This window comes from Prevotella fusca JCM 17724, assembly GCF_001262015.1.
GTDB classification, from domain to species: Bacteria; Bacteroidota; Bacteroidia; order Bacteroidales; family Bacteroidaceae; genus Prevotella; species Prevotella fusca.
Genome location: NZ_CP012075.1, coordinates 1216046 through 1235355 on the forward strand (window position 1 = coordinate 1216046; position 19310 = coordinate 1235355).

General features: G+C 45.5%; 17 protein-coding genes and 1 pseudogene. 6 read left to right on the top strand and 12 right to left on the bottom strand.

The window, feature by feature from the left end; translation table 11 throughout:
* Positions 1–6: 6 nt before the first annotated feature.
* The 6 genes from ADJ77_RS12200 to ADJ77_RS12225 form a co-directional block, all read right to left on the bottom strand.
* Complete coding sequence (locus ADJ77_RS12200) at positions 7–798, bottom strand: hypothetical protein (RefSeq protein ID WP_025079203.1); 792 nt, start codon at positions 796–798, stop codon at positions 7–9.
* Between the two features lie 3 nt (positions 799–801).
* Positions 802–2652 (bottom strand): type VI secretion system Vgr family protein, encoded by a 1851-nt coding sequence (locus ADJ77_RS12205; RefSeq protein WP_050696473.1) that lies wholly within the window; start codon positions 2650–2652, stop codon positions 802–804.
* A 130-nt stretch (positions 2653–2782) separates the two neighbouring features.
* Complete coding sequence (tssD, locus tag ADJ77_RS12210; RefSeq protein ID WP_025079278.1) at positions 2783–3181, bottom strand: type VI secretion system tube protein TssD; 399 nt, start codon at positions 3179–3181, stop codon at positions 2783–2785.
* A 1278-nt stretch (positions 3182–4459) separates the two neighbouring features.
* Entirely contained in the window at positions 4460–4837 is a 378-nt protein-coding gene (locus ADJ77_RS12215; protein ID WP_025079090.1) for a hypothetical protein, read from the bottom strand.
* Positions 4838–4966: 129 nt separating this feature from the next.
* Positions 4967–6049 (bottom strand): tRNA 2-thiouridine(34) synthase MnmA, encoded by a 1083-nt coding sequence (mnmA, locus tag ADJ77_RS12220; protein WP_050696474.1) that lies wholly within the window; start codon positions 6047–6049, stop codon positions 4967–4969.
* 23 nt (positions 6050–6072) lie between these two features.
* Positions 6073–6990 carry a YitT family protein gene (locus tag ADJ77_RS12225; RefSeq protein WP_050696475.1) on the bottom strand — a complete coding sequence of 306 codons (918 nt, stop codon included), beginning with the start codon at positions 6988–6990 and terminating at the stop codon, positions 6073–6075.
* A gap of 217 nt (positions 6991–7207) precedes the next feature.
* Here ADJ77_RS12225 and ADJ77_RS13935 point away from each other — a divergent pair, with 217 nt between their 5' ends.
* Positions 7208–7492 (top strand): hypothetical protein, encoded by a 285-nt coding sequence (locus ADJ77_RS13935; protein ID WP_154663408.1) that lies wholly within the window; start codon positions 7208–7210, stop codon positions 7490–7492.
* A gap of 89 nt (positions 7493–7581) precedes the next feature.
* On the opposite strand, the gene ADJ77_RS12230 is transcribed toward ADJ77_RS13935, so the two are convergent.
* Both ADJ77_RS12230 and ADJ77_RS12235 read right to left on the bottom strand, forming a co-directional pair.
* A complete protein-coding gene (locus ADJ77_RS12230) occupies positions 7582–8958 on the bottom strand; it encodes a zinc ribbon domain-containing protein (RefSeq protein ID WP_025079089.1) in 1377 nt (458 codons plus the stop codon).
* Positions 8959–9021: 63 nt separating this feature from the next.
* Positions 9022–9729, bottom strand: coding sequence for a glycoside hydrolase family 25 protein (locus ADJ77_RS12235; protein ID WP_050696476.1), 708 nt, complete (start codon positions 9727–9729; stop codon positions 9022–9024).
* Between the two features lie 1346 nt (positions 9730–11075).
* On the opposite strand from ADJ77_RS12235, the gene ADJ77_RS12245 reads away from it, so the two are divergent.
* The 3 genes from ADJ77_RS12245 (at position 11076) to ADJ77_RS12255 (ending at position 12550) form a co-directional block, all read left to right on the top strand.
* Complete coding sequence (locus tag ADJ77_RS12245) at positions 11076–11663, top strand: SMI1/KNR4 family protein (RefSeq protein ID WP_025079088.1); 588 nt, start codon at positions 11076–11078, stop codon at positions 11661–11663.
* Positions 11664–11801: 138 nt separating this feature from the next.
* Positions 11802–12281 (top strand): hypothetical protein, encoded by a 480-nt coding sequence (locus ADJ77_RS12250; RefSeq protein ID WP_148301624.1) that lies wholly within the window; start codon positions 11802–11804, stop codon positions 12279–12281.
* Entirely contained in the window at positions 12278–12550 is a 273-nt protein-coding gene (locus tag ADJ77_RS12255) for a hypothetical protein (protein WP_025079086.1), read from the top strand. The genes ADJ77_RS12250 and ADJ77_RS12255 overlap by 4 nt, the downstream gene beginning before the upstream one ends.
* 72 nt (positions 12551–12622) lie before the next feature.
* Here ADJ77_RS12255 and ADJ77_RS12260 read toward each other — a convergent pair whose 3' ends face one another.
* Positions 12623–14758: a TonB-dependent receptor gene (locus ADJ77_RS12260; protein WP_025079085.1), complete on the bottom strand. Its 2136-nt coding sequence runs from the start codon at positions 14756–14758 to the stop codon at positions 12623–12625.
* 363 nt (positions 14759–15121) lie between these two features.
* Here ADJ77_RS12260 and ADJ77_RS12265 point away from each other — a divergent pair, with 363 nt between their 5' ends.
* Both ADJ77_RS12265 and ADJ77_RS12270 read left to right on the top strand, forming a co-directional pair.
* On the top strand, positions 15122–15514 hold the full coding sequence (locus ADJ77_RS12265) for a hypothetical protein (protein ID WP_025079084.1): 393 nt from the start codon (positions 15122–15124) through the stop codon (positions 15512–15514).
* Positions 15515–15871: 357 nt separating this feature from the next.
* Positions 15872–16552 carry a hypothetical protein gene (locus ADJ77_RS12270; RefSeq protein ID WP_050696478.1) on the top strand — a complete coding sequence of 227 codons (681 nt, stop codon included), beginning with the start codon at positions 15872–15874 and terminating at the stop codon, positions 16550–16552.
* A gap of 507 nt (positions 16553–17059) precedes the next feature.
* Here ADJ77_RS12270 and ADJ77_RS14310 read toward each other — a convergent pair.
* From ADJ77_RS14310 to ADJ77_RS12280, 3 genes and pseudogenes are all read right to left on the bottom strand, one after another.
* Positions 17060–17306: pseudogene (locus ADJ77_RS14310) on the bottom strand (hypothetical protein); the annotation flags it as partial.
* 163 nt (positions 17307–17469) lie between these two features.
* Positions 17470–17832, bottom strand: coding sequence for a hypothetical protein (locus tag ADJ77_RS12275; RefSeq protein ID WP_025079083.1), 363 nt, complete (start codon positions 17830–17832; stop codon positions 17470–17472).
* A gap of 173 nt (positions 17833–18005) precedes the next feature.
* Positions 18006–19106: a hypothetical protein gene (locus tag ADJ77_RS12280; protein WP_050696479.1), complete on the bottom strand. Its 1101-nt coding sequence runs from the start codon at positions 19104–19106 to the stop codon at positions 18006–18008.
* Positions 19107–19310: the final 204 nt, after the last annotated feature.

Consider the following 19310-nt stretch of genomic DNA (forward strand, 5'->3'; position numbering starts at 1 on the left):
TCTTCTTTATTGAAAAGTTAGACTTATCTCAATATCCTTAAGTATCTGCTCCCGTCCTTTAATAGTGTAAAGACTATGTATGGACTGGGGAATTTCTGTAATCCCAGTAGTCTTTACAATACAATGTTGTTCTATAGAAATTATATTTTCTGGCTGAGCCTCATTAAGGAGGGAAATCTTGTCGAGCTGGACTTCGTTCTTTTTCAAGTCAGCATTCCCGTCAATGTGTAGCAACATTCCTTCTTCATTGTCCTCAATGGAACATTCCTGTGAGAACAAAAGCGGTACTCCCAAGGCTGTTTCTTCATGCTCTCTGTATCCTTTCCCTTTTGTGAACTCTATGCCTGACCAGTCAGCTTCCATCCACTCTGAAAATACGTAATATCTTTTCATCATATTAAGCAGAAGTCCCTTGTTATGAACCCTATCTGTCAACAATTGTAATTCCTTTTCAACCCATCCTCCTTCATAATTGGCACGCAAGAGAGAGAGACGGTCATCCCATCGCTTACAGAGTTCGTCATGGTCTGAAATCCCAATACATTTCCCCCTGCTGTCCAGTTCCATACATATCGGATTAAGAGTAGACTCTATGTCATGCACAAATGCTGCTGTGGCATCATCTTCATCCGCAATGGCATGTAGATGTACTACTGCTTTTACTTTGCTGTCTTTAGAAAGAGGAGCAAACTCTATAGAAGCCTCACATTTCGTTTCACTCACCCCGTCTGGCATGACTTCTGTTCTGACTCCATGAACCCTGCATGACCCTGTCGGTGCTTTAAAAAGAATATACATCGTTTAGAATAAGTTTACTTTTTCAGAACTTTGGATATTAACCTTCTTTGGAGAAGAAAGGTCGAGGTCCTCCATCGTACTGTCAATGTTGATTTTCTCTGCCGTCTCCGATATAGTAGAAGCCTGGAGATTATGTTCTTCTGTGACCTGAACGTTGGCTTCATTGGCAGATAGGACATAACTGTCTGCTGCTATCTCTGTGAGGGATTCGCCAGCCTGTATTGATGTACTTTCCCCAGAGACACTGGTAATATCCTGCTCCGCATTCATATTGATGGATTCCTCCGCAAGAATGTTGGCATTTTTGCAGTTTACCGTAAAAGTTTCTCCTGCATTGATGGTAACATTCCGCTTTGCATTGATGACGATGTCATTACCTACAGAGTCAATATGAATGGAGTTACCCAGTATATCCTTGATGGTGATTCCAAGCGATGAAAAAGCGTCATCCAGTTCGATAGTATGCCCTGTACGGGTTGTCAGACTTTTTCTGTGATTACCTTCAAAACCGCCCTTTCCAGTGAAACCGTTGAAGAGGCTGCCCATGACATAGGGACGGGAGGGATCGCCGTGGCGGAAGCCGACGAGGACATGGTCGCCTACCTCGGGGATGAATACGAAGCCGCGGTTGCTCTTCACGTCACCGCTCCTGCCTGCGTCAGGGGTCATCACCCGGATCCAGTTCGTGTTCATGTCGTCAGCCTGCCAGTTCATCCGCACCTGGATGCGCCCGCTGCCCTTAGGGTCGTCGTTCCTCGTCACCGTAGCCATCTGCGTCTCGGCGTGGGGGATGCGTACATCGGGCACGGGAATCACCTCAAGGGCGGAGGGGAGTGCCTTGAAACGGTTGCGGTAGTAGCCGTCCTCACCCATCTCGTGCACGATCTCGGTGATGATGAACTCGCCCAGCGTCCTGCGGGAGAGGGACCTGAAGGACTGGTAGAAGGAGCTGTCTATCTTGACGACGCTGCCCACGCACAGACCCGGCACACGGCTCTCGGCGGTGACGTAGTGGCTCTCCGCCGTCTCGGCCGACTGCTTGCGGCGCATGTAGTCCACCAGCTCCGGACCGGAGTTGACACGCTGCTCGGCATACTGGCATGCCGGGACGCTGAACAGCTTCATCGAGGCTGCCACCGCCTTGCGGGCAAGGAGGTCCTGGCCGGCCGTCTCCGACGGGCTCGCCTCGTTCATCTGCTGGTCGGACGAGGAGTGGTAGCTGTAGGCCTTCTTGGGACGGGCAAGCGTCTGGATGCCGATGTCAAGCGACGAGAGGGTGGTGCCGAACTCAAGGCAGACCGAGTCGGGAAGTGTCTTGGGACGCCCGAAGACGAGGGATGTGCCGTCATAGTAGAGCCATTCCTTGTACTGTGCGGCAAGGCGGCGGATGAAACCGAACTGGGACTCGCCGTACTGGCAGAGATAGTCAGGCGTGCCGCCGTAGGCGGCATTGACCTTTGCCCCGACCCCTGCGGCATCACAGAGCTGGCTGACGATCTCTCCGATCTTCTTCCCTGTCCATGAGAAGTTTCCGGGGGCGGTCTCCAGGCGGTAGGTGGCGGAGTAGCCGGACACGATGAGATGCCCGAACTCGCTGTCCTCACGGTGCATGTGTACGTTCGTCACCACGCCCAGGAAGGAGGTGCTGCCGTCGGTGCGGACGGTCAGGGGCTCGCCGAGCCAGTCGGAGCTGCCGCCCATGTCATGTGAGAAGCGGCTGCTGCCGGTCTCGAGGTCGAGGACCAGCTCGAAGTAATGATGGTCGCCTATGCGCTGTTCCAGGCGGAAGGACTTGAATGTGGGGATTGCAGTGTCACCGATGGTCACGGTGAAGCGTATGTCGGGAAATGCCATGTCGTATCGTTTTTACTGTGGTGATGTCTGTCGGGAAAGGGATGATCATAAGGAAAGGGGTGTAGGCATAAGGCAGGAGGGCATGCCGGGAGACCTGCTCCCTGACATGCCCTCCCCGCCGTCCGTAGGCTTATGTGCGTGGCCAGCGGTTGTCAAGCTCCGCATTGCCCACCGTGATGGTCTCCGCAGAGAAGGTCATCGCGATGGTCATCGGAGTCTCGTTCTCAACGTTCAGCGTCTCCTTGTAGTGGACGATGTACGCATTCTTGAAGCAGATCTCCTTCATCTTCGCGTCCTCCTCGGTCTTCTTGTAGACGATCTTGCCCTCGACGGCCTTGAACTGGCTGTTGAGCATGGCCTCGATGGCCGTAGTGTCGTCCGTTGACTCTACCGTCACGCTTACGCGGCCGCCCGAGATGCTTGATGAAGGCTTGCCCTTGCTGTCAGTGTTGCGGCTGAACTCGTAGTTGGAATAGAGTACGTCATACTCCTTGCCACCTAATTCCAATGTTGCTCTGAATGAACCCATAATTGAAAAATTTTAAGTTGTTAGTAAATAATGATCAAAGAGGCAACTCTGCATCATCCTGCAAGGGACAAAAAAGAGAAAACCTCAAACAACTTCCTGAAGTCTCCTCTGTGCGGCTGTGAACAGTCTTGCTCTGAAAGAAGAGGAAGAATTGCAATCTGTTGTATAATGAAATATTGTTTCCTACAATATATACGCAAATATATACTGCAAATATAGAAAGATAACCCCGTACATGCAAGTTTCTCATCCGTATTTTATCCACCTTTAACATTCCTTGTCAGGTTTTCGTTATTGCTGCCCGATAAGATAGAAACAGCATACGCTCCAAGGCGGAATCACTTTCAGTCCAGCCCAGTTCATCAGGACCTGGATGGTTTGGGCTTGAACTGACAACTGACAGGCATCTGACAAACACTTGTTCTCAACTATTACTGTCCGACAACACTACACCTGGCAGGCAGCAATACTGGTTCATCCGTTAAATGCGTGGACATTTTTCGTATAGCTGTAACGGAAGAAGCGAAGTTATGCGTTAAACAAAAAGACAGTCAAGACCGTCTTGGCAGTTTATTTTATTCATACTCCGACACAGAAAACCTTTTCATGTCAATACTTTGAAACAGCAGACAATGGATTGAAAAATCATGACATAATTTCGGGTAAAATACCTGCAGATAAAGGCAAAAACACGTGTAAAAAGCAAGTCTGCAACTAACAGTAAATCAATCAGTTATAAGGTCGTGCAAGAAAAGGTGCTTAATTGGACTTCAAAAGGGCGTCAGTTAGACCTCAAAAGGGCATCTATTGCAAGTCAATTGGGCGTCTTTTCAAAGCCAAAAGACCATGTATTGGTTTTGAGTTGCATGAAAATAGTTTACAAACGTTGGTTGATATGGGAATAAGTTGTTTGTAGAAGATGGAAAGACATAGCATCTGTTTGCTTTTCCTGCATTTTATCTTGTGCATTATCCTCCTTTGTGAGACCGTCCGACCTTGGACAGTCATACCATACAGGTGTATAAGCCTTTGTTCTGTTTCCAATCTACGCATTTAACGGAAGAACCCTAATTATCATGTAAGGATTCTTAGGCAACAGGGTGTAAGTCATGCAAGCAGGCTCGTCATGAAGTAAGCTGCCGACCTGCGGCGTGCATGTTCAGTCTGACATACATTCAACCTGTCATCCACGGGTTGAATACCCAGTTGCTTATGGCACATTATGATTTCCGTTAGACGTTACGAGAATCCTCTCCTGTGCGTCTTAAATCAACTTTCTTAAACCTGCTCCACGTTATTTACATTTCCCTGCATATAATGTTCTTTAATGTCAATATCAGCAGACTGTACACAACGCTCTTTCAGTTCTTGCGGTAAATCCTCATGCAGGCAGATAGCTATCTTGCAGCCTTTGTCTCCTTTCTCGAAAATAAGCTGCATGAGGTCATCGTCCAGCTTCTCGTTCTCAGCAATTTCAGACATTATACTATAGGCTAAATCATTTGGTAAATAACTTGTCAAGGCTCTGACAACAGTCTTAGTCTCTGATTGTTTTATATCCAGCTGCAGGGTTATGTTCTCCGTGCTGTCCCAAATGTTACTCAGCCTTTTGAAATCATGTAGAATATTGGTTTTGTTTATGTTCAGTACCTTCATAGCTTTCTTATTCTCTCCGTCACCTCTATTCTGATAACCTCTGTTTTCTCCGTGTAAGCTATGTCCTCCGTGCCTCTGCCTCTGTGTGAAACAGCCACACGCAATCTTTTCCTCCGTCACCTCGGGAAATCACAGTGTGATTTCTCCCGACCCATAGCAGCGGTGGTGTTGCTCGTCATAGATGACGCAGAACTGACCGGGGGCTACACCGTGTATGCTTTCGGCAGAATGGATGATGCACCTTCCGTCCGACAACTGTTCGACGGTTGCCGGATGATACTCGGGGGTGTGACGAATCTTGAAGGTAATCTTCTCGGGCAGTGCTGTGATGCCTTCAGTGAGGAAGTGGAAGTCGTGCAGCGGAAAATATCTCTTGTAGGCAGTAGCTGGGTCATAGCCATGACTTACATACAGGATATTTTTAGTTACATCTTTCTTTATGACGAACCATGGACCACCGCCAAGACCGAGTCCCTTGCGCTGCCCGATGGTATGGAACCACAGTCCCTTGTGTTCGCCGATTTTCTTTCCCGTCTCCAGTTCGATGACGTCACCCACCTGTTCGCCGAGGTAGCGGCGTACATACTCGTTATAGTCGATATTTCCAAGGAAGCAGATGCCCTGCGAATCCTTGCGGCGTGCATTGATGAGATGCTCGCGTTCGGCAATCTCACGCACCTCGTTCTTCGCATAGTGCCCGATGGGGAAGATGGCTTTCTTCAGCTGCCATGCGTGAATCTGTGCGAGGAAGTCGGTCTGGTCCTTCACCGGATCAGGGCTCGTGGTGAGCCACTTCCGTCCGTCAATCCATTCCGTCTGTGCATAATGCCCCGTTGCGATGAGGTCATAGTCGTGTCCCATCTTCTCGTCAAAGGCGCCGAACTTGATAAGCCTGTTGCACATCACATCCGGGTTTGGCGTGAACCCAGCCTTGACCTTCTCCATCGTGTAGCGTGTCACCTGTTCCCAATACTCCTTATGACAGTCGATGACCTGCAGCCTGCAGCCGTAACGACGTGCCACGACCGTTGCCATCTCAAGGTCTTCCTCCGAGTTGCAGTCCCAGTCCTCCTTCTCTTCGGGACCGATTTTGATGTAGAAGCAGTCGGGATGCAGTCCTAACTGTGCAAATTCATATACCACGACCGAACTGTCAACACCTCCTGAAAGGAGTACCGCTATGCGCTTTCCTTCGAGTTCCTGAATATCCATCTTTCCAGTCTTTCCTTTTCTTTCTATTCTTTTGTCCTTTCCTTTTCCTCAACAGTTCTCTTCTTGTGCGACACTTTCATACGGTCAAATCCCATGCCGTAGACACCGTTCACGGCACCTTGTGACACGAAGGCGTTAGGGTCAATCTCATCAATGACCTGATAGATGGAGTGTGCCTCGGAGCGGCGGGCGATGATGAAGAGCATTCCCACCTTCTTGCCGGTGTAGAAGCCACGTGCCTCAATCACCGTACAGCCTCGGTCAACATCGTTGTTGATGGCAGAACCGATTTCGCCCCAGTGCTCGGAAATGACGAAGAACTGCACCGAGCCACGCATGCCGTTGATGAGATAATCCACCACGTAGGTCATTACGAAGAGGACGATATAACCGTATATGACCTTTTCCCAGTTCTCCAGAACCAGATAACTGGAGGTGATGATGCAGAGGTCACAGGCAAGAATGACACGTCCGAGCGATACATCACGGTACTTGTGAATCATTGCCGCAATGACATCCGAGCCGCCCGAGCTGGCATTATACTGCAAGGCTATGCTGACCCCGACGCCTAACAGCACACCACCCACGACGCAGGCAAGGAAGGGTTCGTTGGAGAACATCGGATGTTCGGCGAACACTCCCCGGAGGACTGACGTGGCAGAGGCGAACACCAGCACTGCAAAGATAGTCCTTACACAGAACTTCCAGCCCAATACCTTCAGTGCGACAAAGAGCAGAATGCCGTTGATGATAAGGTAGGTGTACTGCACGGGAATGTCAGCTCCCCACTGTACGACAGACGCGATACCCGCAATACCACCGATGGTGATCTTGTGCGGAAGCAGGAATGCACACCAGCCAAAGCTGCCGATGAGCATAGCCAATGCAATCATAAAGAATTCGCGTACATCTCTAAATTTGCTTTTTCTTTTTCTTACCATGTGTTTATCAACTGTTAGTAGTTTGCAAAGTTAGTGAAAATATTGTGAATGTCAATTCTATAGGGATTTTTTTTCAGTATTCCCCTTATATCTTCTCAAATGTTTTTCGTAATTTTGTGACTCATAATAAAAGTGTTACCCATGACGGAATTATTTTCGGCTGATGGATGGCTGAACACTGCCATCGTGTCTGTCAACGGGTTTCTATGGAGTCTGTATGCTTGTGGCAGGGGGCTTTTGCGGTAATCTATTTGCTTTCCATTTGCCTGATGAATGCCATCTGCAGAAGCGTTCGGACGTGAGGAGAGTTGTCTTCAGGCGGAAGGTGATGCCGGATATTGCTGATGGAATAGCGGACAGGCAGAACGGCTGGCTAAGGGGGTGCACATTGGTAACAGTTATCACTCAATATGCAACCCTCTTTATTATAAGTAGGCTGTTGGTTCTCCAATCCGTCAGCCACCCTGTCCTCTCATCACTTAGCGGTTCGGCTTACTACTGATAAAACCGTTAGCCGGACAAGCAACTTGTGAGCTTGTCCACCTGTTAACCTGTCAACTCAACAAAAAAACTGTCAACTTGTGCAAGCACCTATATCTGATTCCAGTTAACCCGTGTGATTCTGCCGTCCTTGATAGTCGCTGAAATGACATAGCTACGCTTGGACTTACCGCCCTGACGCTCGATGTCGAGGGTAGCAGGCACTTTCAGATGCAGCTCAGCACCAGCGTCGTTGCTGTCCTTTGTCACCTCTGCAGGCGAACCAAGGTGCCAGTTGATGGTCTTCACGTCAGCCTGATAGAGCTTGTCAGTCATGTAACGACGGATGTCCTTGACGGTTGCACCGCCTGCACCGAGGAAGTTCAGCGACGAGGCAACAGCACCCGAAATCTTTTCAGTGTTCTTGCTGTTGATGCCCTGCAACAGTTGTCGTACAGCACCGACAGCCCTTGTCTTCTCACCTTCCGTCACGGTATGCACAAGGAACAGCTTTAGTTTCTCGTCAGCCTCCTTGCTGTGAATACCGTTTGCGTGCTGTGCCTTATATCCGAGGTAAGCATTCTCATCGTTCTTTGCCACCGCCTGCGCCCAGTCTATCTCGTCAATCTTGGCTTCAATCTCACTGCGGTTCTTTGAATCAGGATACTTTGCAAGGAACTGCTGCAACGTTGCTTTTGAGTTGCTCGCCATCGCCACGGTAAGGTCATTGTTGGCTTCCTGTATGTTTTTCTCGGTAGTAGCCAGTGTCTTCAGCCGTTTTGAAATACTGTCACGGTGCGCCTTCGGTGCCTTCGGGTTCTCTGAAAGATAGTTCTTCAGCACTGTCGGCTCGTCACTGCCGATAGCCTGTGTGTAAGCATCCTGCTCGGTATTAGCCTTGCTCACGCCTACCCCTTGGTTATACAGGAACAGCAGCACGGCACCTGTGATGACGGCAATGAGCAGCGACACAGCCAGTGACATGTGGTTGTGCTTCTCCGGCGTATCTTCTTCATCGCCGTCGTCCTCATCCTCCTCTGCTGCTGCATTTGCAATCACTTCTCTGGCAGCATTGTCGTCCATGACGACCTCCGCATCCACCGCCTGTTCTTCCGTCTCAGGCTCGTCGAATGCTTCGAGAATTTCGTCGCTGTTGTCCTCTGGATAGTCGGCAGTTGTTTGCTGCAACGTTTTTTCGTTATCCTCCTTTTCAGTCATATCATCCTCATGTACCGACATGACGATGACTGACCCGTGCCTCTTCTCACCGTCATTATAAGCAGCAGGATGCTCCCCGCCAGACATTGCGGAAGGCTTTGTGTGGCTCTCCGTATGGTGACAGTTCGGGCATGACGGTTCCTCCTTGAGATACAGTTCACCGCAATTAGAACATCTGATGATATGTCCGGCAATCTCTACACCGCAGCTTGGGCAAACGGGAGCCTTGTCGCTCACTTGATGGCCACATTCAGGGCATTTGATAATCATTTATCTAACGTAAGATTATAGTAGTGTGGATAATTTTCTGTTCGAATTCTCTTCGTATGGTTGCTATCGCCTTCGCCGGTAGCGCAGTTCGCGCATGCTGTGCTTACCCATCAGGCGTGACTTGTCAACATATCCGTTCACGCCGTTGATGCGTCCCTTACCCGTGTACTGCCATGCAAAGATGTCCCTGCCGTCCTGCAGTTCCGGCTCACGCCCGTTGTACTGTGCGATGAAGAGCTTATAGCCGTCCAGTGCACCGACGAGGTAGCGGTTGTAGAAGTTAGTGTAAGTGTAAACCAACGGTCTGACGCCATACTCCCTTGTCATCAGCACGAGGAACTTCTGCAGGCTGTCGCGCAACGCCTCACGTCCCAGTCCGCTCGTGGTTTCAACGTCAACCATCGGGATGAGGTCCTGGTCCTGTGGGCGGCACTGCATACGGAAGTTGCGCAGCTGTTCGTCCTGTGGGACGGAAGGCCGGTAGAAGTGGTATGAGCCCACATTCATGCCGTAGCGTTGCGCAGCCTCGATGTTCTCAAGGTAACGCTGGTCAATCCGCGTGCCGCCTTCGGTAGCCTTCAGGTAGACGTAATTGAGCTTGTGGTTGCTGTTTTCAGCCACTGTCTCCCACCACACATCCCCTTGGTAATGGCTCATGTCAAGCCCGTGGATGTGGCTGCAGGTGTCTTCGCACTGGATGTTATACTGCGCTCGGATACCTGTAAAAGAGAATAAACAGACTATGAGGAATAATATTTTTTTCAATTTCATAACTGCAAAGATAGCATTTTAAGTTGAGATAGAGGGGCGAACTGTCTATAATTCTGTGGATTTTTAGTATTTGTTAATTCATGATAAGTCGCTTTTCCAAAGGAATAAAATGGTTCATCCGTTAAATGCGTGGACACTTTTCGTATAGCCTTAACGGAAGAACTGAAGTTATTTGTTAAATTAAAACATAGCCAAGACGGTCTTGGCAACCTACTTTATCATCATCCTCCGATGCAGAAAACCTTTTCATGTTAATACTTTAAAATTGCGGACAACGGTTTGAAAAATCATGACATAATTTCGGGTAAAACATCTACGGATAAAGGCAAAAACACGTGTAAAAAGCAAGTTCACAACTAACAGGAAATCAGTTAGTTATAAAGTAGTGCAAGAAAAGGTGCTTAATTGGACTTCAAAAGGGCGTCAGTTAGACCTCAAAAGGGCATCTATTGCAAGCCAATTGGGCGTCTTTTCAAAGCCAAAAGACCATGTATTGGTTTTGAACTGCATGAAAATAGTTTACAAACATTGGTGGGTATGGGAACAAGTTGTATGTAGAAGATGGAAAGACATGGTAACGGGTAGACATCGTATTTATCTGCCTTTTCTGCATTTTATCTTGTGCTTTATCCCTTTTTGTGAGATAGTCTGATTTTGGATAGTCATACCATACAGGTGTATAAGCCTCTATTCTGTTTCCGATATACGCATTTGACGGAAGAACCATTAACATGGTCCAGACGGTCAAGAACGGGGGGGATATGGCAGACGGGTGAGGCTTGATGTGGATTTTCGGTGAGGTGTATGTCTTTGTTGTGCAGTCGGTTACGCCTTGTCTTCGTACTGTTTGGGTGATTGTTTCCCGTGCAGTCTTGTATTCAAAGTCTGCTGCTATGATTTTCCTTACATAATTCGTGGTCGGAACTGCTATGAAAACATGGGATGAAAGTCGTGCGGTGGAGGTGATGTAACTGTGATACAGTCAGCATATTATGTATGTGGTAAAGAAAGGTGTGCTCAATTGGACTTCAATTAAGCCTTAGTTAGGCTTCAATTAACGCCCCATTGGACGTCAATCAGTGCTTAATTGGAACGCAATCAAGCACCTGTGGATTTCAGTGCTGCGGTTTTTCTTCACAAAACAGCTTTGCTGCCTCCCTTTTCCCGACCATGGTCAGCAAACAGTTCTTTGTAAAATTCTGTTTCCGATGACAGTTTTGCATTTATTTTTCCTATCTTTGTCGGGTGGCAATGGTCTCGGGATTGAGGACAATGGAAGGCGTTGTGCCATGGAGGAGACTCATGCGAAGTCATGGAACAGAAAACTTAATAAAGTCAGGAACGATATGGATATCAAACGTTTTAATGATTTTATCTCCTTTTCAAAAGTGAAGGAAGATAACAGGAACTATGATATAAACTCCTTCTTAGATACCGTAAAAGAGCGTATGGGCAGGCTTCCTGCCACGGACTTGTTAGACTTTGTTTCTGAATATGGTTTTGCCAGTTTCAATACGGATATGATAGTAACGCCGATGGAGAAACAGGAACATTCGGATTATTTTGTCGTGGGGGCTTTCCTCGGGTTCGGCAATACGGCTGTCAGTATTGAGAAGAGCATCGGGATGTTTTATTCGGATGAGCAGATAGGGATGAAATTCTTTCCCATATGTGAAGGTGCCAGCGGCGATTTAATCATTTATTCCTTGGAAGAACAGAGCTTTGGAAAGGTGTATTACTGGTCGCATGATTCAGCCATTGGGGGAGATACATTCCTGATAGCGGAGTCGTTCGATGATTTCATAGGCAGAATAGAAGCAAGAAAAGAGGAAAAAGATGACAGAGAGGTGGTCGGGGTCAAGTATTCTCCACGACTGTTAAAGCTGATTAATGAGAAAAGAATGAAAGACGGGTTGCCTCCTTTGGTGCAGTAAGCCGTTGTAAATCAGTTGTTTCCTCGTCGTCTTCCTCGTCTTGTCAGTATCTTCAAGCAGGAAGAGTAGGGGAGAGAGGCTTCCGATGGTGTGTGCGGTGAGGTGATTTGTGACACGAAGAAGATAGCTGAAACGGATATGATAAGAATGAATCATGAAATGGCAATGCTGTTAGACACGGTCAAGGAGTACGATGACACGCCGGTACAGCAGGCGTGTTGTGATGTCCTCGGCAAGGTCAGGCAGGTGGGTGATTGTGTTGTCTATGATGAATGCGGCGCACTTGACGGTAAAACCATTTCGGAAGAAGAAATAACCAAGCGGTATGGAGACAGGACCGGGTTTGAAATGTGGCATAATGAGATACGGCTCAGCAGATATGAGCGTTTCAACATCGGCTGCGTTCTCCCTTTCCTTGAAGCTGTTAAGGAGAGGATGAAGGCTCTGTTTCCAAGGCAGTTCTGCTATATCGTTTATGTTACCGGGACACAAGATGTTGACTTCCGCTTTCACGTTTACAGGGAAGAGGAAGGTATGTGGCTGGACGAAGACATAGAACAGGTGGCTGAACCGCTTTTGTATGACTTGGATTCAGAACAGGTTGCGGTGCTGGGATGATGCGGGGAAGTTACAGACTATCTGATGAGAATGAGCACAAGGACCATACGCCAGACTTCCCCTCGTCGGATTATTTCATCTATCCTGTTGAGATTCTCTTATGGCTGAACATCCGTGAAAGAATGGGACTGACGGAGTACATTGCCGACAATGATCTCTTGAAGATGCCCATTAACAACTGGCATACACAACAGGTTGCGGTATCTGTAATCGGACTTGTCGAACAGGCAAAGATGAAGTTGCAATCAGAATGTCCCGGACAACACTAAAAAATAGACTAATTAGGTTCATTAAGCCTAATTAGTCTAATATATGAGTGTCAGAAACCGATTGAATAAATCTTAATACTTGAATACTGCGGTGAGCGTAAACTTACGTCCATCGCCATGGGCATACTCTGCATTGCGTGCCATCATCATGGATGCTGGTGTGTAATAAGTGTAGTTTAGTAGGTTGGATATTGCTAAACTCAAGTCGCAAACCTTCATTTTCACACCTGCAGTGAGATTTAACAAGTTGATACGACTTACTCTTCCTTCTCCTTCTTTATACACCCCTGTGCCGTTAGGAGCAAATCTATCACGTTTCCCTGTGTGTAAGTACTGCAACCGGAGATAGGTGTTCTTGACAGGAGCATAGTTGACATACATAGCCAATTTGGCAGCTGGGATGGAGATATTTGACATGTATGTGTCCCAATTTCCTGATTCTGATTTGAGCTTACCTTCAAACCATGAGAAGTTAGCACCAGCCTTCAAGTTCTCTAAGATTTGTGCATCAGCACTCAATTCTACGCCATATACCTTCTGTGGAGTACGGTTTACAACCCAGAAACCATTTTCTATCTTGAGGTCACTTCCTAACTTAGAATAGGTGTGGAAAACAGAACCATTCAGTTGCAACCAATGGTTGATATCAGAGTAAACACCTATCTCGTAGTTGTTTGTCTTTACTGGTTCCGTTGATATTTTAGAGAGCACATCGGCTTTAGCTGCACGTAATGTACGTCCTAAATCAAATATGGAAAAGCCTTGAGAGTAGGCTATGAATGGTTGAAAAGCAGGATACTTGTTATAAGAAAGTCCAACGTTAAAGGACATGTTATTGTAATTCAGCGAGCCACCCTTTACCTGAACCTGTGGGTCAGAGAGCTTATTACGCAATACATCATAGTCTGGCACTTTCACATTAATGAAGTCGTAACGTCCACCAAGTTTAATGTTAAGATGCTGCCAGAGCGTTGTCTTGATTTGAACAAAGGGCGCATGGTTGCTACTTGTCAGCCATGGCATCCAATATCTACCATCTACCAATGGTTGAGCAGTCTTATTGTAGAGGTAGTCATAACCATAGGCTAAATGTGCGAAAGCATTATCAGAGAACACAAGACGTGTGTTGAACTGGGTGCGAAAACCAAACTTACGATCTTTAACAGCCGACTGTCCGCTTGTTTCTTCCCATCTTGGCTGTGCTGGGTTCGCCTTACGGAAGTCGAAGATGGTATATAAACTTGAGCCATAGGCGGATACCTCTAAGTCTGTATGCTTGAATAGGTCTTTTGAAATAAACTTGAGATAAGCATTGTGATTGTATCTTGTCCCCTCATCAACTGCCTGTGGATCCTTATTGTCAACAATACCAATAGAAGGGCTTTTGAGGTATTTTCCACCAAAAGGAACCAGTTTTGTGTCTTGCAAACTACGATAGTAATTATACATTAACTCGATTCTGTTCTTTGGAGACAAGGCATAACCGAGATTAACAAGTGCATTTGTTGTATAAGTATCACCGAGTCCGTAACGGGGAGAGATAAACTCTCCGTCACCATCAACAGCACTACCTGTACGTCCGAAAGCCCCATTTACGAGATAATCTAACTTACCCACACGTCCATAAACCTGCTGGTTGATGCGATAACCTTGTCCTTTCCCTTGGCGGAAGAAGTTGTAAGTTGAACCCGAGAGAGTCGTTTCTCCAGCAACAGACTTGTTGGTGGTATTCTTCTTAGTAATGATGTTTATCAATCCACCGATGGCTCCGTTACCATAGAGAGCGGTAGAACCTTTCACTACTTCTATATGGTCGATAGCAGCGATGTCGATGGTTCGGATGTCACGGTCTGTTGAACGTAAAGGGGTTGATTGGGGTATTCCATCAATCAGGATGAGGGCACTTCTTCCACGAAGTGATTGTGAACGAGAGCTTGTAGTATTGCTTGATAGTGCCATACCAGGCGTGAGCATACCCAGAAGATGGGTGATATCGGGAGCTGCCTTGCTCATTTCTGCTATCTGCTTTTGGTCAATGATGGTAACAGTAGCAGCTGCGTTCTGCTTTATTTCAGGCATACGCGTGGTACTGATAGTTACCTCCTCGAGATGTAATGTGGAGTCTTCAAGCTCTTGTGATTGTGCATAACAAGGTTTTATTGCCATTGTAAGCATTGCAAGAGATAGATAAATTGCTTCTTTTTTCATTTGAATACAATCCTGTAAATGTTAATTAATGATTGCAAAAGTATCAATATTCTTTTGGATTCGCAATACCTAAAATAAGGTAAAAGGGGAAAACGTATATTACATTTATATGCCTTTGGGCTTTCACAAATCCTACCGAACTGTTGGTATTAAACTCGGTATGGACAAATATAAACACATTATGCGAAACCTATGAAATTTATCTTTGGTCGTTGTGTAAATAAGTAGTATTGTTTTAGCGGAGCATTATTGAGGAATCCATTTGTCTTATTATCAGGCAATAACTAAAGGATTTATGACGTTATGATTTCAGAATACGCTGATGAACAGATTTAGGTTGGACAGTGACAAAGTGTGTAAAGGATGAAAGAACTGGATTTATTAGTTAAGGAATACCTTGAGAGTCGGGAACGGCTACAGGCTTTCTTGTCGGATATAGAGATAGAGAAGTCAAAAGACAGTGTGCTGTTGGATTCTTTACTTTCATTGCTTAAAGACAGTTTCTTTGAAGCAAAAGTCTTTGAGTTACTGTTATATTTGAACCCTTCTGAAGCCAAAAAGTACATAAGCCAGTATTATCTGCAAGGAAATCCGTATGAAAAGGAAAGGTACAAGGGCAATTTAGATGTTATGCTCGATGATTATAGATCAGTCTTGGGAGAGTCGGAATTCTCTAAGCTGATAGACTCCATATCGGACGAGAATAAGGATTTTTACGTGATAAAGGAGGCGATTGATTTTGCCAATGATGAGTGATTGCCCCGATGAGGCTCATGGCTGCTTGTAGTAAATCTAAATCAGAGTATTGTGGAATTGCAGAAGTCTTTATTAAGCTTGCCCTGAAAGATAGTCCTGTTTCCGGGCGGAAAGGTTTTGCAGTCTGCCTTTGATAAGCCCGAAAGATGTGTTTTTCTCGTTTTTTATGTTTACCTTTGTCACGTGTCAGAGCCTCGTTGTCCGGATTGTTTGCTGTATCGGGATAGGCGAGGTGTCTGATAGCGAGCATGCGTCGGACTACTTCCTTGTCCCCGATGGCTTGTTCTTCCGATGGTTACAGGTCACTGGACCAGGGAGCATGAAGTCCTTACTGGAATAATTTAGATTCACAAATGAATGGGAAACAACTTTCTTAAACGAGGAACATGGATAGCCTCTTCATCAGGTACAGTCTTTGCGCTTGTTGTAGGTGCACCATTGCTTGTCTTTATTATAACGAGGTTTACGCTTGGTGGCAACAAAGCCGCCATTCCTTATGCAGACACGTATATAAAGAACTCGGACACAATCGTCGTGAGACTTCCCGAGAATAATCATGAGATAGATACGTATGACGATGTCTTTACTACCAGTGGATGGTTTATGGGAGTAGCGCAGACGCGAACAGCCACTTATGACCTGATTTACTTCTATTCGCCTAAGTATAAGAAGTATTTAGGTGTTGTAACCTTTACAGGCGGCTATAATGTCGCCTTGAGAGGCAGTGGCGAAAAGACCTGGTACGATGACCTGGAAGTTCTAAGAATAGATTTCCTCTATAATATTAGAAGTTTCTCTGCCTACGTTAATCGTCAGCAATGGCAGGATCCGGCTTACGGCACAAGGGATAATCCGGTTCCCATCTTCTTCAAGCGGGCATTGTCAGGTCATGAAACTTTAGGTATGGATGAGCATGTTACCATAAGCCCCAGTGTAAATAAGAAGTTCGTGGAGCTTTACCTTGCACATGAACTACCTTCCAAGGAGTTCAACCGCCTTTACGGGGCGGATATGGAGCGGTTGGGACTGAAGGACTGAACAACTTGACAACTTGACGGGTTAACGAGTTGAAAGGTTGATGAATTGAGAGGTTTACCAGTTGCTTGTGGTGAGAAAAATCTTTCCTATAGGATTAAGCCACAAGATATGTAATGTTTCTTATAGGGATAGAAGTTCACCAATTCTATAATGACTGAGACTTTAATAATGGATTCATATTTCCGTCCTTACAATCCCAGAAGTTTATTTTCTTCAGATGAGGCATGGATTCTATCCTTCGAGAAAGGAAAAATCCACAAGTTGTTTACACTTCTCTACATGAAGATTTCTTAAAGCCGTCAATTGGCTTATCAGCTCTATACTTTCTAAATTATTACAATGAGAAAGTTTTTAATCGGTAATTGTTGCTTATTCTATCTTGCAGAATGCTGAGTGTTTTTGCAGGTCTGGTTAAAACCGAAATAAATAATCTGGAACAATCCCGACTTTTCTTACACCTTTTCCACTTTGCAAGCAACTTGTCACCCCGTCAACTTATTAACTTACTCAATCCTTCAGTCCCAGCCGTTCCATGTCTGCCCCAAAGAGCCTGTCGAACTCTTTTGACGGTAATTCATGTGCAAGATAAAGCTCGACGAACTTTATTATTTACAGAGGAACAAATCGTAAGCAAGTCTGTTTCACTGGCGCAAGACTCTAAACCCGTCAGGCTTTTCTTAAAGAATATTGGAATAGACTTGTCTTTTGTTCCATACGTCGGGTCTTGCCACTGTTTATGATTAATGTATGCAGATTCTTCGTAAGAGAGATATTTCTATATTTTATGTAGCTTGTATTCACAAATGTGTTCGACATTATACTCTACAGCTTCCTTTGCTATTTGCAAGAGCTGTTTTTTGCTTCTTTATTCTGCCCCGGATAATGAAGTAGTCTCATGAAGGGGCTAAGGATTGTTCCTAACTGAACATACAACCCATTATCAGAACGATACATCCCAAAAAGAAAATACCTCTCATCCATATAATGTACAAGTTCCGGTATTTATCCAGCGGATTACCCTCTGCAGAAATCATATTGCTATTAATGACTTTCTGCCTTACAAAGTCCATTATCTTAATGACGATTGCTACCTGAAGGATTAAAAGCAGGTCGATTACAAGCACGATAAGAAGCGAACCGAAAAAGCCATGACAGAGACGCAAGGCTCCTCTGTCATACCCAGACAATGCATAGTAACTGAGCAGATACAGGATTCCCGTACCGGCAAGACAAGCAAGATAAAACAGTGCCAACTTCTTCCCCCGATACTTCTGCCACATTCTTATTGACAAGAAATAATGTAAGAAAAGCAATACAAAAAACAATACGATACTCATATTTTCTTTATCCAATTATGACAGTGGAACTGCCTGTTAATATTGTTCCATCCTTAGGAGTTATCAAGCAAGCTACGAAGTCAACAATAGGCTTCACTGAGAATGTCACAGAGACATCAGCTCTTGCCAAAGTTTAAATTATTGAATGAAGACAGTATTAGCTCAAGACAACGCTTTCCCTCTTCCCAATTGTTGTTCTGAAGATTAGGTCTGGAACCGATATATTCTATATAAAAAATACCAGCATTACTATCTGCCAAATATGACATAAGGCACGCCTTCGTCTCATTGGTGAGGTCTTTTAGTTCGCCCTGCATATAGGTGAGCCTCTTCAAGGAAGGATTCTTCCAGTTTTCAATAGTCTCCTTTTCTATAGTACATTCAACCTCTGGCTGGCTATTGACACGATGCATTATGTCCGAAGTGATCTTCTCAAAACGTCCCTGCCCGGTACTTGTGTATAACAAAACTGTTATGCCAGCAACAATCTTCCCCTCCTTTTCATGTCTAAGAAGAAAACGGATAGGTTCTGCTGTTGAATCCAGGTCTTTTGAGTTACGGAACAAGCTCCACGATACCGGATAATAGAACTCATATCTGCTGTCTCCAACATCATACAAGAAAGGCTGAAGGTTTTCTGCCATATTCCATTCCGTCTTGTTTATCAAGTCCCAATTATTTGTTATCTGTAGGATATCCTTCACTCTCTCCCAATAATCATTCTCAAAGCAGGAGGCCTTGACCATAAAATAGTTAGCTCCAGAATAAAGCATATCATAATCTTTCAAGACCGTAAAACGGGAAATAACTGTCTTGTCCTCCGTAACTTTCTTTGATGTGAGCACATCAATATAAGTTCCAGTTGACTTCCCCTCTATCTTACGATAATGAAGCACATCTTCCCCCATCATGCTAAGTTTTTTTGCAAGCCAGTCCGAAGCATTCATCTCATACTCGTAATGCTCATAATAGACGTTGACTTCCAGCATTGCAAAGTTAGTGTCAGTACTCACGTAACGGCCAATATTATATAGATTAAGGCCTTCAATCTCCTTCTTCTTTATCTCCAAAGGCTTAACGTCCTTAGGCAACAGGATCCAATAGGATAGCTGAGACTCACCCTCTGTATAGTTACACTTCCAATAACGCTCTATCTGTTCTTCCTTAGAATAAGATTGCTGAAGTGGAAATTCTTCTGTTTTATGTAAACCTTTCATTTTCTATAGTTGTTTTGTGAAAACTGATAAACTGGTCTTAACCAAACATTATCATTATTATAAATATTATGCAGCTGGCTAATTGAAGAAACCTAAACAAACCTGTAAATACGGATATATATCGATCTATCATCTGAACCTTACGGTCATCTGTCAGAAAGGGATTGTGTTTCATATGAAATCCCAACAAGAGCTTGCCTATGA